11 protein-coding genes are annotated in these 15,453 nt (G+C 69.9%); 7 read left to right on the top strand and 4 right to left on the bottom strand.

Features of this window, described 5'->3' with window-relative positions; genetic code table 11:
* The first annotated feature begins 150 nt into the window (after positions 1-150).
* Together ACFYMC_RS01705 and ACFYMC_RS01700 are read left to right on the top strand one after the other, a co-directional pair.
* The gene (locus tag ACFYMC_RS01705; protein WP_388517201.1) at positions 151-2,019 is read left to right on the top strand and encodes a ThiF family adenylyltransferase; all 1,869 of its coding nucleotides are present in this window, start codon (positions 151-153) and stop codon (positions 2,017-2,019) included.
* On the top strand, positions 2,016-3,050 hold the full coding sequence (locus tag ACFYMC_RS01700) for a 3-oxoacyl-ACP synthase III family protein (protein WP_388517198.1): 1,035 nt from the start codon (positions 2,016-2,018) through the stop codon (positions 3,048-3,050). Before ACFYMC_RS01705 ends, ACFYMC_RS01700 begins: the two co-directional genes overlap by 4 nt.
* Before the next feature lie 225 nt (positions 3,051-3,275).
* Here the strand turns inward: ACFYMC_RS01700 and ACFYMC_RS01695 are convergent, their stop codons facing one another.
* Entirely contained in the window at positions 3,276-4,493 is a 1,218-nt protein-coding gene (locus ACFYMC_RS01695) for a sensor histidine kinase (protein ID WP_388517195.1), read from the bottom strand.
* A gap of 175 nt (positions 4,494-4,668) precedes the next feature.
* Between ACFYMC_RS01695 and ACFYMC_RS01690 the strand changes: the two genes are divergently transcribed.
* Positions 4,669-5,619, top strand: a complete 951-nt coding sequence (locus tag ACFYMC_RS01690; RefSeq protein ID WP_388517945.1) for an SAM-dependent methyltransferase — start codon at positions 4,669-4,671, stop codon at positions 5,617-5,619.
* Between the two features lie 135 nt (positions 5,620-5,754).
* On the opposite strand, the gene ACFYMC_RS01685 is transcribed toward ACFYMC_RS01690, so the two are convergent.
* The 3 genes from ACFYMC_RS01685 to ACFYMC_RS01675 form a co-directional block, all read right to left on the bottom strand.
* Positions 5,755-7,305, bottom strand: a complete 1,551-nt coding sequence (locus ACFYMC_RS01685; RefSeq protein ID WP_388517193.1) for a M28 family metallopeptidase — start codon at positions 7,303-7,305, stop codon at positions 5,755-5,757.
* 228 nt (positions 7,306-7,533) lie between these two features.
* A complete protein-coding gene (locus ACFYMC_RS01680) occupies positions 7,534-9,126 on the bottom strand; it encodes an acyl-CoA carboxylase subunit beta (protein ID WP_388517191.1) in 1,593 nt (530 codons plus the stop codon).
* Positions 9,127-9,221: 95 nt separating this feature from the next.
* A complete protein-coding gene (locus ACFYMC_RS01675) occupies positions 9,222-10,028 on the bottom strand; it encodes a BTAD domain-containing putative transcriptional regulator (RefSeq protein WP_388517189.1) in 807 nt (268 codons plus the stop codon).
* 252 nt (positions 10,029-10,280) lie between these two features.
* On the opposite strand from ACFYMC_RS01675, the gene ACFYMC_RS01670 reads away from it, so the two are divergent.
* The 4 genes from ACFYMC_RS01670 to ACFYMC_RS01655 all read left to right on the top strand — a co-directional run bounded on the left by ACFYMC_RS01670 (position 10,281) and on the right by ACFYMC_RS01655 (position 15,443).
* Complete coding sequence (locus ACFYMC_RS01670; protein ID WP_388517187.1) at positions 10,281-10,532, top strand: hypothetical protein; 252 nt, start codon at positions 10,281-10,283, stop codon at positions 10,530-10,532.
* Positions 10,529-12,772: a TOMM precursor leader peptide-binding protein gene (locus tag ACFYMC_RS01665; RefSeq protein ID WP_388517185.1), complete on the top strand. Its 2,244-nt coding sequence runs from the start codon at positions 10,529-10,531 to the stop codon at positions 12,770-12,772. Before ACFYMC_RS01670 ends, ACFYMC_RS01665 begins: the two co-directional genes overlap by 4 nt.
* A gap of 665 nt (positions 12,773-13,437) precedes the next feature.
* Positions 13,438-14,802 (top strand): sensor histidine kinase, encoded by a 1,365-nt coding sequence (locus tag ACFYMC_RS01660; RefSeq protein ID WP_388517183.1) that lies wholly within the window; start codon positions 13,438-13,440, stop codon positions 14,800-14,802.
* Between the two features lie 26 nt (positions 14,803-14,828).
* Positions 14,829-15,443, top strand: coding sequence for a DNA-binding response regulator (locus tag ACFYMC_RS01655; RefSeq protein ID WP_388517181.1), 615 nt, complete (start codon positions 14,829-14,831; stop codon positions 15,441-15,443).
* Positions 15,444-15,453 lie beyond the last annotated feature (10 nt).

The raw sequence follows: 15,453 nt of genomic DNA, 5'->3' as shown, positions 1-15,453 counted from the left end.
CGGACCTGCGGTGGCCGTCGGTTCTGGTGGATCCCGCGCTGCTCGGTGCAACCGATCAGCGGGGCGCTCGTTGTGTCTTCGGGTGAGCGCCGGGTGTGCGCTCCGGTGCGCAGCTGGAAGGTATGCGCTGCTCGATTGGGGTGACTGTTCATGAAAGACGGCTTCACGGCCGAGGTTGCACCGTGGCATGTCTCGGCGTTCCGCTTAGGGGCCGAGGAGCCGGGCGCGGCCGAGCTGGCCGGGCAGGTCCGGGAGTTGCGGGCCAGGATCCTGTTCGACCGGGGGCGTCGACCGGACTTCCGCAGGGCGGATGGCGGGTACGCCGACGACCAGGAGTTGGACTTCGGTGCCTGGCATTTCGTCGCGAGGCGGGAAGCAGGTGGCCGGCCCCTGGGGTACGTGCGGCTTTCGACTCCAAAGACGGGAGAGTTGTTCCAGTCTCGTGCCTACCTTGGCCAGATGCGCTACGAGGAGGTGCTGCGAGAGCACGGCCTGGGTGTAGCTGAAACGTTTGAGCACAGTCGGTTGGTGGTCGAGCACCGGGCGCGCAAGCTGGGCCTGGGCGTGTACATGAACGCCTTCGCCATCGCGGCGGCGCGGAGCCTGGGCGCGAAGGCGATGATCGGGACGTCGGGTACGGCCGACGGGCAGGACCGTTTCCACGAACGGTTCGGTTTCCGCGCGGTAGCGGGCACACGTCGCTACGTCGAGCGGTACACGGAGGACGTGGTGATCATGTTGTACCGGGCCGCGCAACAGGGCGGTGAGTACGCGAGCCTGATCGAGCGGCTGGAAGAGGAGTTCCCCACCGCCACCGTTCCCGCCCGGCGGGCCGGACTCAAGGAGTCCCGTGAGGTGGATCGGCGGCGAGGTACGGGAACGCAACGCCCGGCGCCCGCCGGCGTGGACGCCGAACGCGGTGGCGCACGGGACGGGACCTGGCGGCGGCCGGTGATCTACGACCTGAGGCGAGAGCGGGACCGCGAAGGCTTCGACGCGCTGCGCGACTCGGGCGAGGTCCGTGAAGTCCTGGACACCATCGAAGAACAGCTGAAGGAACTGGTCACCGCTCGTGAGCCGGTGCTGCGGTCCTCGGCGGAGGCGGTGGAGCGTGCCGTCGCGGAGCAACTGGGCGGCACCGATCCGTACGAGTACGGAAGCTGGGTCTGGTATCCGTGGTCGGGTCGGCTGGTGCACCTGCTGCCGCGTGAGGAGTTCCGGCTGGTCCGCACCGACCGCAATCGGGGCCGGATCGAGCGTCCGGCCCAACGCCGGCTGCTGGGACGCCGTGTCGGCATCATCGGACTGTCGGTCGGCAGCAGTGCCGCCCTGACGTTCGCGATGGAGGGGATCGGAGGGGCCTTCAAGCTCGCCGACTTCGACACGCTCAGTGTCTCCAACCTGAACCGGCTGCGTGCGGGCGTGCACCACCTGGGCGTGAACAAGTGCGTGATCGCGGCCCGTCAGATGCTGGAGATCGATCCCTGGCTGGACATCGAGGTCTATCCCGGCGGTCTGACCGAGGCCACGATGGAGGAGTTCTTCCACGGCGGCGCGGGTCCCATCGACCTCCTCGTCGAGGAGTGCGACACCCCGTACGTGAAGATCGCTGCCCGCGAGCGTGCCCGTGCCGCGGGCATCCCGGTGGTGATGGACGCCAACGACCGCGGTCTGCTGGACGTCGAACGCTTCGACCTGGAGCCCGAGAGGCCCCTGCTCCACGGCCTGCTCGGATCGACCACCGCCAGTGACCTGGCCGACCTCACCTTCCAGCAGAGCGTCGACGCCATCCTCACCATGGTCGACCGTGAGCGCATCAGTCCGGAACTGGCCGCCGCGATCCCGCAGATCGGCAGCACGCTCAGCAGTTGGCCCCAGCTCGCCTCCGGGGTCGCGCTCGGCGGGGCACTGACCGCGGAGGCAGCCCGCCGCATCCTGCTGGGCCTGCCCCGTCCCTCGGGACGGTTCTACACCGACCTGGAACTCCTCACCTCTGCTGACCGGAGCACCCTCGCATGACCGTGACCCACGAGTTGAACGCCGACACCCACACCGGCGCCGGCCTGCCGGTGCCGTTCGCGGTCACCGGCACCGGTCTGTACCTGCCCCCGACGGTCGTGACCAACGGGGACCTCACCCGGAACCTGAGGACGACCGAGGACTGGATCACCTCCCGCACCGGGATCCGTGAGCGCCGCCGCCTGGCGGCCGAACTGGCCACCTCCGACATGTGTGTGGCAGCTGCCCGCCCCGCCCTCGAAGCCGCCCGGCTCCGGCCCGCGGACCTGGACGCGCTCATCGTGGCCAGCTACACGCCCGACCAGCCCTTGCCCTCGACATCGGTCATCGTCAAGGACGCGCTCGGCGCCACCAGGGCGCTCGCCCTGGACGTAGCCCACGCTGCCTGTGCCTCCGGCGTGCACGCCGTGCTCCTGGCCGCGCACCTGCTACAGAACCCCTCCGTCCGCACGGTCCTCGTCATCGGCGCCGACTGTGCCTCCCGCGTCATCAGCCCCACCGACCGCACGGGCGGGGTCTTCTTCGGTGACGCGAGCGCCGCCGCCGTCCTCACCCGCGCCCAGACCGAGGGCACCGGGCTGCTCTCGTACGACATCGGCTCGCAGCTGTCCTACGCCGTCCAGATCCCCGCTGGCGGCTCCCGTCGGCCCACCACTGCCGACACCGTCACCGCCGGAGCCCACTACGTTTCCATGGACGGGCCCGCCGTGTGGGAGACGGCGACCACCCGGCTTCCCGAGAGCATCGCCAACGCCACCCGTCAAGCTGGCCTGACCCCCGCCGGGATCGACCACTACTTCTTCCACCAGGCCAACATCAACATCCTCGGCGAGACGCTCCGGCGACTGGACATTCCCGCAGACCGTGCCCCCGTCACCCTCGACCGGCTCGGCAACACCGGCGCCGCAGGCATGTTCACGGCCCTCCACCACGCCAGCACGACGGGCAGCCTCCGCTCGGGGGACAGCTACCTTCTGTGTGCCATCGGCGCCGGCTTCCACTGGGGCACCCTCTGCCTGCGCCAGCCCTGAGGACCGTACCCGCCCGGCCGGACCTGGACCCGCCTCCAGAGCGGGGAGACGACGGCGCCCAGACCCTCTGGCCGCACCATCCGCTACGCCGCAATCCTCGGGTACGCGGCACATCGCCAGGCTCCGCTCGGCGGCGGAGGTCGCGTAGACGCCGGGTCCCCGCTGCCGACCGCCCGGCGCCGACCGGGTGGGCGGCAGCCTCGTGAGAGCCGGCTCCTGAGCCGGTCAGGCTGCCTTGAGCGGCAGCAGGGCGCTGATGCGGAAGCCGCCGCCCGGGCGGGGGCCCGCGTCGAGGGTGCCGCCCATCATGCCGACGCGTTCACGCATTCCGATCAGTCCGTGGCCACGGCCGTCGGCGCCACCGTCCTGGTACATCTCCTGGGCCGCGCCGCGTCCGTCGTCCTCGACGAGCAGGCCAAGGCCGTCGTCGAAGTAGACGAGCCGCACGCTTGCACCGACGTCCGGGCCACCGTGCTTGCGGGTGTTGGTGAGGGCCTCTTGGACGATGCGGTACGCGGTCAGCTCCACGCCGCTGGGCAGTGGGCGAGGAGTTCCCTCGACCTTGAAGTCGACGGTGAGGCCGGAGGTGCGGACCTGCTCGACCAGGACCTCGATCTGTTCGACGTCCGGTTGGGGAACGTAGTCCTCGGCCTCCTGGGGCTCGCCGGTGCGCAGGACACCGAGCAGTCGGCGCATCTCGGCCAGTGCCTGACGGCCGGTTCCGGAGATCGTCTCCAACGCCTGTTTGGCCAGGCTCGGGTCCTGGGTCAGGACATAGGCGGCGCCGTCTGCCTGGACGACCATCACGGAGACGTTGTGGGCGACGACGTCGTGCAGTTCGCGGGCGATCCGGGCCCGCTCGGCCTGCACCGCGATCTTGGCCTGGTCCTCGCGCTCCCGCTCCAGGCGGGCATTGCGTTCCTCCAGCTCGGCGAAGTAGGCGCGGCGGGTCCGCACCGAATCCCCCAGCACCCAGAAGAGGGCGAAGGGAACGGCCAGCGCCACCGTGTTGAAGATGTGCACGCCGATGCCGTCCGGGGAGCCGGGGGCGGTGTCGAACCAGCGGAGCGCGGTGAGCGGGGCGGCGGACAGGCCGGCGATGAGGGCGACCCGGCGGACCCACGGGGCGAGGACCTGGGGCGGCTGGGCGGCGACGGTGTAGACGATCGCCAACATGGCCACGTTCGACGGATTCGGAAGGACGTCGGCGATCAGTTGGAAGGCGCCGGCCCCCATGGCCAACCAGAGCATCTTGCGCGGGTAGCGCCGGCGCAGTGCCACCACCGTGCACAGGGCGAGGATCGGAATCAGCGCGTAGACCCCGGAGGAGTCCTCCCCGGTCCCGGTGCCGACCCACAGGGAGCAGAACCCGAGGAGGACGACAGCCCAGAAGCTGTCGACACCCGTGGGATGTCTGCGGAGGAACTCATAGACCCGTTGCACGTAACCCAGCGTAGGGAAAGGGTGTGCCCGGCGGGGTCAACCGGAGGAGCGATCCGGTGACCGGGCGTGTACTCCCCAAGGTGGATGGCACCTCTACCTTTGTCTGGGTGGCAGGGTGCTGCCGAGGGTGGAGGAGTGAAGCTTGAGTTCTTGGCCAGTCCCGTGGAGCGAGGCCATGGAGGTCGCCCTTTACGGACCGGAGGGCTTCTACGTCCGGCCGGGCGGGCCCGGCCCGGCGGGCCACTTCCGCACGTCGGTCCATGCTTCGGCGCTGTTCGCGGAAGCGGTCGCGACCTTGTTGCTGCGGGTGGACGAGGCGCTGGGGCGACCGGCTGAGCTGGCCTTCGTGGACGTGGGTGCGGGGCGCGGGGAACTGCTCACCGCGGTGGTGGCGGCGCTGCCGGCGGAGGTCGTCGCCCGGGTGCGGCCCTTCGGGGTGGAGAAAGCGGAGCGGCCCGCGGGCCTGGACCCGGGGATCGGCTGGGGCGGCGCTGTTCCGGCGGGCGTGCGCGGGCTGCTGTTCGCGAACGAGTGGCTGGACAACGTTCCGCTGGACCTCGCCCAGCGGACCGGCGACGAAGCAGCGGAGGGCTGGCAGCTGGTCCTCGTCGATCGGGACGGAACCCAGAGCCCGGGCGGTGCGCTGGGGGCGGCCGATGAGGAGTGGCTGAGCCGTTGGTGGCCGCAGGGCGAGCGGGCGGAGATCGGCCGGAGCCGGGACGAGGCGTGGGCGGCGGCGGTCGGCCGGGTGGAGCGGGGACTGGCGGTCGCGGTGGACTACGCCCATGGTCGGTGGGCCCGGCCGCCGTACGGGACCCTCACCGGTTTCCGGAGTGGTCGGCAGGTGGCCCCGGTGCCGGACGGCAGCTGTGACCTGACCGCGCACGTGGCTCTGGACGCCTGTGCCGAGGCGGCGGGCGGCGGGGTGTTGCTCTCCCAACGGGAAGCGTTGGAGGGACTCGGGCTCGTCGGCGCCCGGCCCCCCTTGTCGCTGGCCTCGCAGGATCCGGCGGCCTACGTCCGGGCGCTGGCCGCAGCGGGCGAGGTGGGCGAATTGAGGGCTCGGGGCGGGCTGGGGGACTTCGGCTGGCTGCTGTGCGCCAGGGGGATCCCGCCGGTGCTCTGATTCTGATGGGGTCCTGCGGGATCGGGGGCCGTGTCCGTCGGTGCCCGGCCGCGGTGGGTGTCGGCCTCCGTTGCCGGGTCACGCGTTGGCCCGTGCTGGGGCGGGGCCGCCCCAGCACGGGCTACGGGGAGGGCCCTAGCGCGTTTCGTGCCCGTGGCCGTCGTGGAGTCCGCCGCCGCTGCCGGCGCTGCCGCCGGTCGGGGCGGAGGTGACGGGGCGGCTGAGCGGGGACAGGTCATAGGCGTAGTGCCCGACGGCGTCCGCGATCACATCGATGTTCACGTCGAACGCCTTCATGTTGATGTTCTTGATGTCATCGCCGGGCGCGTGGTAGTTCACGTCGTAGGCGATGCCTGCCTGACCGCCGAACTTGGCTGCCTGGGCTTCGGTCTTGAGCCCCTCGGCGCCGGTGAAGGTGCCGCCTGAGGGGATGCCGACCTCGATGAACGGGCCGTAGTCGGACCGGCCGGTGAAGTCGGTGCCCTCGTGCGGGATCTGCTTGGAGTCGAGGAAGTCCAGTATTCCCCTCTCCAGTTGGGCGGAGCCCTCCGGGCCGGGACCGGCGCCGACGCCGTCGGAGTCGTCGCCGTCGTAGACGAAGTAGGCGGCGTTCGGCGAGGCGATCATGTCGAAGTTCAGGTAGAGCTTGATCTGCTTGCGCTGCTCCTCGGAGAGGGAGCCCACGTATGCCTCGGAGCCGAGCAGCCCGAACTCCTCCGCCGACCACCAGCCGAACTTCACCTTGTTCTTTGGTTTGGCGTGCGACTTGGCGAGTTCCAGAGCGACTTGGAGGATGCCGGCTGAGCCGGACCCGTTGTCGTTGATGCCGGGTCCGCCCGCGACGGAGTCGAGGTGGGAGCCCAGGAAGACGGTGTTGTCGGCGTCACCGCCGCGGGTCTCCGCGATGACGTTGTACGTGGTGCGGTTCTCGCGCAGCTCACGGATGTCGAGGGTGACCTTGACCGGCCCCTTGGCGATGTCGGCGGCGAGCGCCTCGCCCTCGGCCAGGGTGATCCCACCCGTGGGGATCTTGCCCAGGGTCGGGTCGCCTATGGTGCCGTTGAGGTCGCCCTCGATGTTGTTGTAGATGATGGCGCCCACGGCACCGGCTGCGTGCGCGTTGGCCTGCTTCAGGGCGAAGGTGCAGCCACCGCGCTTGATCAGCGCGATCTTCCCGGTGAAGGTGCCGGAGCTGAAGTCGGCCGGCTCGCAGCCGTTGGTGCCGTCGGCGTCGACCGGGGCCGCCGCGAGGTCGGCGCTGACGCCGCCCGCCGGTCCGCTTGCGGTGTACGTCATGAGGTGGATCGGCACGTCGCGGGGTGCGGGGCTGACGACTTCGAGCGTCTGGGCCAGCGTCTCGGTGTAGACGAAGTCGAACTCGTGCTTGGTGACCTTGTACCCGGCGAGCCGCATCAGCACTTCGACGTACTGGGCGGACTGCTTATGACCCCGGGAGCCGGCCACACGGGTGTGGTCGTTGGCGTCGGCGATTGCCTGAAGCACTTTCAGGTGTCGCAAGGCGTCCTTGGCCGTGGACTCCCTCACCAGCCTCTTGGCCAGTGAGTCCCCCTTGTGGGGCCAGCTGTGGCCGGATCCTGCGCTGGCCGGTCCGGCGAGGAGCAGGGGGGAGACGAGTGCGGCGGCGGCCAGGGAGGCCGTCGCCGCCGCTATGCGGCGTGCGGGCATGGAAGTCCTTTCGCGACAGGTCGATTGAGCGTCGGAAGAACGTGCTTGGTGGGGGTCGTGGGGTGCAGGCACGTTAACTCTGCGGCGGCCCGCTGCCAAGGACACTGCATCGAACTCGGGGACGAGTTCCACCATCCGGCATACGAATACGTAGGTCCGATTAACGGGGTGTCGGGTGAGTCTGCGCTGCCCGGCCCCGGATCCGACACCCGGGCCCGATGCTCCCGGTCACATCGGCGGATTGCCGTGCTTGCGCTCCGGTAGGGCCGCGTGCTTGGCCCGCAGCATGGCCAGCGAGCGGATCAGCACCTGCCTGGTCTCCCCGGGGTCGATCACATCGTCGACGAGCCCCCGCTCTGCGGCGTAGTAAGGGTGCATCAGCTCGGCCTTGTACTGCTTGATGAGCCTCTCGCGCGCCTCGTCCGGATCGTCCGCCGCGTTGATCTCCCGTCGGAAGACGACGTTGGCGGCGCCTTCGGCCCCCATGACGGCGATCTCGTTGATCGGCCAGGCGAAGGAGAGATCGGCGCCGATCGAGCGAGAGTCCATGACGATGTACGCGCCGCCATACGCTTTCCGTACGACAAGGGATAGACGCGGAACCGTCGCATTGCAGTAGGCGTACAGAAGCTTGGCTCCGTGACGGATGATGCCGTTGTGTTCCTGGTCGACCCCCGGGAGGAAGCCCGGTACGTCCACGAGTGTCACCAGCGGAATGTTGAACGCGTCGCAGGTCTGTACGAAACGGGCAGCCTTCTCCGAGCCGTGGATGTCCAAGACCCCGGCCAACGCGGCTGGTTGGTTGGCGACGAGACCCACCACGTGTCCGTCGAGCCGCGCCAGCGCGCACACCACGTTCGGAGCCCAGGCCTCCTGAACCTCGAAGAACTCACCGTCGTCGACGACTTCCGCGATCACCTTGCGCATGTCGTAGGCCTGGCCGGGATCGGCGGGAACCAGCGTGGCCAGCGCGTCGGTGCGCCGGTCGGCGGGGTCCTCGCTGTCCACGTGCGGGGGAAGCTCCCGATTGTTCTGCGGCAGCAGGGAAAGGAGGTAGCGAACCTCCTCCAGGCACTCCTCCTCCGTGTCGTACGCGAATCCGGCCACCCCGGAGATCGCGGCGTGGACGTCGGCGCCGCCGAGGCCGTTCTGGGTGATCTCCTCGCCGGTGACGGCGCGGACCACGTCGGGTCCGGTGATGAACATCTGCGAGGTCTCGCGGACCATGAAGACGAAGTCGGTCAGGGCCGGGGAGTAGGCGGCGCCGCCGGCGCAGGGGCCCAGCATCACGCTGATCTGCGGGATCACCCCGGAGGCCTTGGTGTTGCGGCGGAAGATGCCGCCGTAGCCGGCGAGCGCCGAGACGCCCTCCTGGATCCGGGCGCCGGCGCCGTCGTTGAGCGAGACCAACGGGGCGCCCGCGGACTCCGCGAGGTCCATCACCTTGTGGATCTTGGAGGCGTGGGCTTCGCCCAACGCGCCGCCGAAGACGCGGAAGTCATGCGCGTAGGCGAAGACGGTCCGTCCGTGCACCAACCCCCAGCCGATGACCACCCCGTCTCCGTGCGGCTTGCGGTGTTCCAGCCCGAAACCCACCGCACGGTGCCGGCGCAGTGGCTCTATCTCGGTGAAAGTGCCCTCGTCGAAGAGCAGGTCCAGCCGTTCGTACGCCGTCAGCTTGCCCTTGTCGTGCTGGCGTCGGGTGGCCTCGGGGTCCGGGCCGCGTCCGACTTCCTCCTTGAGCCGGATCAGCTCTGAGGTGGATCTACGCAGGTCGGGGGAGGGAGCGAGGGTGGTGAGGAGCTCATCGAAGGTCGTCATCGCCACACCGTAGGAACGGGTCCTCAAACACCGCTTCAAAAGCGCGGGAGGCCCGGCCGAACCGGCCGGGCCCAACGCACGCGGTGCGCTCCGCGCTAAACGCGGCCGTCCACCGCGCCCGCCGGGTGCAGCGCCGGTTCCAGGTCGCCGGCGAGCACCCCCTGGTGCATCTGCTGGAGTGCATGGGAGGGCTCCAGGCCCAGTTCGCGCACGAGCGCCGTGCGGAGGTGCTGGTAGGCCTCCAGTGCCCGCCAGCTCCCGCCGGTCCGGTGCAGGGCCCGCATCAGCTGCGCGCAGAACCCCTCGTGCAGTGGGTGTCGGGCCGTCAGGACCCTCAGTTCGGGCACTACTTCGGCGTGCCGGCCCAGACGCAAGTCGGATTCGATGCGTCGTTCCAGGGCTGCGGTCCGCTCCTCGTTCAGGCGCAGCACCTCCAGCTCCAGCACTCGCCCGGCCCGCACGTCGACGAGTGCCGGGCCCTGCCACAGCGCGAGCGCGCGGCCGAGCAGGTCCGAGGCGGCGCGGTAGTCGCCCACGTCGTAGGCGGCGCGACCGCTGTCAGCGATCCGCTCGAATTCGTGCGCGTCCACCTGGCCGGGCCGCACGTGGAGCAGGTAGCCGCCGAACTGGGTGACCAGTACGTCCTTGGCGTCGCGCAGCGGGTCTGCGTCCAGTGCGGTGGCGATCTTGCGGCGGAGTTGCAGGATGTAGGTCTGCAAGGTGGTGGAGGCGCTGCGGGGGATGTTCTCTCCCCAGATTTCCTCCATCAGGGTGGGTACCGTCACCACCCGGTCCGCGTGGAGTGCGAGCAGCGCCAGCAGTTGGCGGGGCTTCGCGGCGCTCGGTACGACTGAAACACCCTGTTCGCGTACGGCGAGCGATCCTAGAACCTTGATGTCCATCACGAGTGCTCCCCCTTGTCGGGCCACGGCCGCCGGCCACCCCCTGCGGCGGCCCTCTCGGAGTCAGGTACCGAGACTCGCATCTGTGGCCGGAGGCGCCCAGTGACCCACCCATGACCGCGGGTATGAAAATGTCATGGGTGGCCGGTGAACGTGGCACTCCCGAACCCATGAGGTCCGCCCCCAGACTCTGGGCTCGAAGGCCGGCTCGAATGGCCGAAGAACAGGTTCGTTCATCTCAGGGGGAAAGTAATGAACGTTGCTGAGGAGCAGTTCCGTTTCGCCGAACTCGTGGCGCGGTCCGGGCTGGAGTCCGATCTCGTGGAGTCCTCGCGGTCGGAGTTCGTCGCCGCATCACTGGAGTTCGGCTCGGGCGCCGACGGCTCGGACCCGGAGCCCGAGTTCGCCTTCGCCATCGAGGCGCTGGACCCTTCTGCCTTTGCCGAGCAGACCCGCTGCTCCACGTGCATGTCCGCGGCAGCCATGTCGCAGGTGGGCGTGTGAGCGGGATACGACGACCGGCCGCGGACCCGTTCGTGGCGTTCAAGCGCCACGTCCGGGCCGAGACCGTGCCCGGACAGGGCGCGGCGTTCGTACTGTCCGACCAGGGCGTGACGGTCCTGCGCGGGTCAGGGGTCGAGAACCTGGTGCCGCTGCTCGACGGCAGTCGCACCCTCACGCAGTTGCTGAAGGATGCCTCGGCGATGATGCCCGTCGCCGAGGCCGGCCGAGCCGTGCGCCGCCTGGCGGAAGCAAACCTGGTCGGTTACCGGCACGCCACCGAGCCCTGTGGGGCCGATGCCCGACTGGCGCGGGCCTACTGGGACCGGGCCGGGCTGGACGGCGGCGCCGCGGCGGAGCGGGTACTGCGCACGCCGGTGGCGGTGGTGCCGGTGGGCGATGTCGACCTGGGCGCGGTCTTCGACGCCTGCCGGGCCTGCGGGCTGGACCCGGTGGCGGCCGATGTCGAGGCGCCCGTAGCCCTGGTGGTCTGTGAGGACTACCTGGCCCCGGAGGTGGGTGCGGTCGGTGCGCGACTGCGCGCCAAGGGCAAGCCCTGGCTTCTGGCCGCACCCTTCGGTGCCGATCCGTGGACGGGGCCCTTCTTCGATGCCGAGCCAGCCGGTCCGTGCTGGTCCTGCCTCGCGCACCGGCTCGCCCAGCACCGACGGAACGAACTGCCCCTCCAGCAGGCGCTGGGGCTCGACGCCCCGCTGCCCCGGCCCGCGCCCACCTTGGGCTCGGTGAGGGCCCTGGGGCTGCACAGCGCGGTACTGGAGATGCAGAAATGGTTGGCCGGGCTCCGGCTACCGGAGCAGCGCTCGGTCCGCGTTCTGGACAGCCTCACCCTGCGAACCGTTCACCATCCGGTCTTCCGTCGGCCGCAGTGTCCGCAGTGCGGTGACCCGACGATGGTCTCCGATCGGGCGCGCAGGCCCATCGCGCTGGCGCCGACCCCGAAGGCACGGGGCGCGGGCAGCAACGACCGGGCGCTGTCAGCCGAGGAGATGCTGGAACGCCACCGCCACCTGGTGGGCCGGGTGGCGGGCATCGTGACGGAGCTACGTCCGCTGTCCGGACTGCCGCAGGGGCTGCACGCCTACGACTCCGGTCACAATCTGGCGCTGGTCGGCCGTTCGTTGGAGGGGGTGCGCCAGGTGCTGCGGGCCCGCAGCGGCGGCAAGGGCGTGACGGCAGTCGAAGCCAAGGCCAGTGCCCTGGGTGAGGCAGCCGAGCGGTATTCGGCGGCTCGTCAAGGTGACGAGCTCACCTTCGTGGACTCGCTCGATGGTCTGGGCACGGCGGCCGTGCACCCGAACGCCTACCAGTTGTACTCCGAGCGCCAGTATCTCCAGCGTCAGCGGTGGAACGCCACGAACGTTCCCTTCCACCACGTCAGCGAGCCCTTCGACACGGCGCTGCCGACCGAGTGGACGCCCGTGTGGTCTCTGAACCGCAATGCCCAACTCCTCTTGCCGACATCGACGTTGTACTTCGACAACGCGCCCGGAGGATCGCCCGACGGGTTGTGGGCGGACTCCAACGGCAACGCCGCCGGCAGCAGTATCGAGGATGCGATCGTCCAGGGTTTCCTGGAACTGGTCGAGCGGGATGCGGTGGCCATCTGGTGGTACAACCGTCTGCGCCGCCCCGCCCTGGACCTCGATTCCTTCGACGAGCCCTGGCTGGCGCGGATGCGTGAGGCGCTTGAGAGGGCCGGCCGCCAGGTGTGGGCGCTGGACCTGACCACCGACCTGGGCGTCCCGGTGGTTGCCGTGGTGTGCCGCACCGCGGCGGCGGGAGGTGCCACGGACCACGTCCTGGGATTCGGGGCGCACTTCGATCCGAGGCTCGCCCTGCGTCGGGCGCTGACTGAGGCGGCTCAGCTGCTGACCTCCGCGGCCACCGGGCTTTCGGAGCAGGACCAGCCGCAACTGGTCGCGGATCCGGGTCTGGTCGCGCGTACTCCGCGGTGCTGGGTGCGTCCGGTGTCCAGTGTGGACCTCCTGGATGACGTCGAGTTCATCAGGGAGTTGGTGGCGGCGCACGGGATGGAACTGCTCGTCCTCGATCAGACGCGGCCCGATGTCGCGATTCCGGTGGTCAAGGTGCTCGTGCCGGGACTGCGTCCGTTCTATGCCCGTTTCGCGCCGGGGCGGTTGTTCGATGTGCCGGTGGTTCTCGGTCAGCGCACCAGGCCGCTTGCCTATCGCGACCTCAATCGGGTGCCACTGCCCGTGTAGATCACGTATACAAGGGGTTGGCACCGCATCTGAGTTGCACCGTCATATAGTTCGAGCCTGACGCTCCCGACGCCTTGTGAGGAGAACCAGTTCGACCTTCACCCTCCACCGGGAGGGGGGAAGGGCCCACCGCTGGCGTCGTGGGGCTCCAGCTACGTCGCCGACCGCCCGTCCGGAGTTTCCCTTTGAGGTCATGCACCGGTTCCACTGCGCGCCCCCGCCGTCCGGGAGCTGCCTTGGCTCCGCGTCCTGACCGCGTCCTGACCACGAGGCCGACCGTGCTCGGCTGCCGGAGCCCGGTACGGCCGGGCTCCGGTGAGGTGTGGTCGCGGCGCCTGGAGCCGGACGGGCCGGATCGGCTGGGTGGCGCAGTGCGTCGTCGCCCGTGCCGGTGCTGGCTCTCGGGGCATGCGCCTGGCACTCGTTTTGTCGGGGTGTGCGGGGTTTTCCTCACCGGTTCGGCGCGGGCACGGCGATGGAGCCGCTGACTCCCAGTCCGGCGGATGACCACGGCGTCTCACGTGCTGCTCAAGCAACTTGTACGCTCCCTGGTGCAGCAACCTCCTAGTGGAGCGCTAACCGCCGTACATCCGTCCTCCGAACCCGCTCCGCAGGAGCTTCGTTTCTCCCCGACTGAGGTCGGGGGTATCCACGAAGGAGTTCCGATGAAAGGCCGTATCCGGACCGCGGTCAACACCGAGTCCCACCACGCCAGTTCTGCGGAAGAGGGCGGTCCGGATATTGCGCTGAAGGCGACGGAGGGCACCAGGGGGTTCCTCGCGCCTCGGCTGGCCCGGGCCGTCGTGGCCTCGGTGCTGACCGGGTACGGCGTCATCACCCTGCTCAACGTGGAATACGCGCTACGTGATCGCACCGGCGCGCAACTGCTCAGCTACGGCCTGGTCGCCGTGCTCTTCGCGATCCAACTCGCCCTCACCACCTCGGGCGCCCGCACCTGGCCGCTGTGGTGCCGGGCTGCGGCACTCGCCGTCCAGACCCTCGTCACCCTCGTGCCGATGGTCTGGCTCGACGTGGTCTGGGGCAGCCTCGCCGGCCCGCTCTGCGCCACCATCCTCCTGCTGCTGCCCACCAAGGTGGCCTGGCCCTGCTTCGCCGCCCTGCCGACCTGGGTGCTCGTCTGGCAGGTGCAGCACCATGCCTCCGTGCCCGACGCCGCCTACTACGTGATCTCCACGGCCCTCACCGGGCTGGTCATCTACGGCCTCACCCGGCTCACCGACCTCGTGCGCGACGTGCACGAGGCACGCGCCGAGATGGCCCGGATGGCCGTCACCCAGGAGCGGCTGAGATTCGCCCGCGACCTCCACGACCTGCTCGGGTACAGCCTCTCGGCGATCACCTTGAAGAGCGAGCTCATCCACCGGCTCGTCGTCGTCAACCCCGAGCGGGCCCGCGACGAGGTGGCTTCGGTGCTCAGCGTCTCGCGCCAGGCACTGGCCGACGTACGGCTGGTGGCCAGCGGGTACCGGGACATGTCACTGGAAGTCGAGGCCGAGTCCGTGGCCGAGGTCATGTCCGCGGCCGACATGTCGGTGAACGTGGACATCGCCTGCGGACGACTGCACCCCATCGTCGACACCGTACTCGCCACCGCCCTGCGCGAGGGGGTCACCAACATCCTGCGCCACAGCAAGGTGCAGTCCTGCACGATCAGAGCAGACGTCACCGGGGACACCGCACGGCTCGTCCTGATCAACGACGGTGTGTCCGGATCGGGCGCCCGCCGGCCGGAAGGCTCTCGCCCGGCCACCACCGTGGAAGACTCCCGGGGCGCCACCGAGCGGGGGAGCGGGCTCGGGAACCTCGCGACCCGGCTGGCCGCCATCGGCGGCACGCTGACCGCCGGCGAGGTCCCGGGCGGCCGGTTCCGGCTGATGGCCGAGGCCCCCGTGCGGCCCGTGCAGGCAGCCGGTGGGCGAAGAGGCGCAGGACCCCCGGGCAGCCGGGGGTGTGAGGACGTCGTGAGCACGGCGGCCGGATCGGACGATGCGGGGAGACCCGCGGCCTGATCTGGACGGACACAACGGGGGAACGAATGTTGTCTGTGAAGATCCTTCTTGCGGAGGACGTACACATGGTCCGTGGGGCACTGGTGGCCCTACTCGAATTGGAGCCGGATCTGGAGGTGGTCGCTTCGGTGGACCGGGGCGATCTCATCGTCCCGTCAGCCCTGGAGACACGGCCGGACGTAGCCATCGTGGACATCGACCTGCCCGGTACGGACGGGCTGACCGCGGCGGCCGAACTGCACGGGCAACTGCCCGAGTGCCGCACGCTGATCCTGACCAGCCTGGGGCGCCCCGGCACGTTGCGCCGAGCGATGGCCGCACGGGTATCGGGATTCCTGTTGAAGGACTCACCGCCCTCCCGACTGGCGCAAGCGGTGCGGGCGGTGGCCGCCGGGCAGCGGGTCATCGACCCCGAACTGGCCCTCAGCGCCTGGGAAGCGCCGGACAACCCGCTCTCCCCACGCGAGACGCAGGTGTTGCGGATCGCGGCCCGGGGGGCCGATGCCGCAGAGATCGCCGAGCAGTTGTTCCTCACCCAGGGCACGGTGCGGAACTACCTGACGGCCATCGTGGACAAACTGCATGCGCGCAACCGGATCGACGCGATTCGCATCGCGGAGGAGGCGGGCTGGATTCCCTGATCGGTCGGGG

This window comes from Streptomyces sp. NPDC006879 (assembly GCF_042869595.1).
Lineage (GTDB): Bacteria > Actinomycetota > Actinomycetes > Streptomycetales > Streptomycetaceae > Streptomyces.
This window is presented reverse-complemented; position numbering and strand designations above follow the sequence as displayed.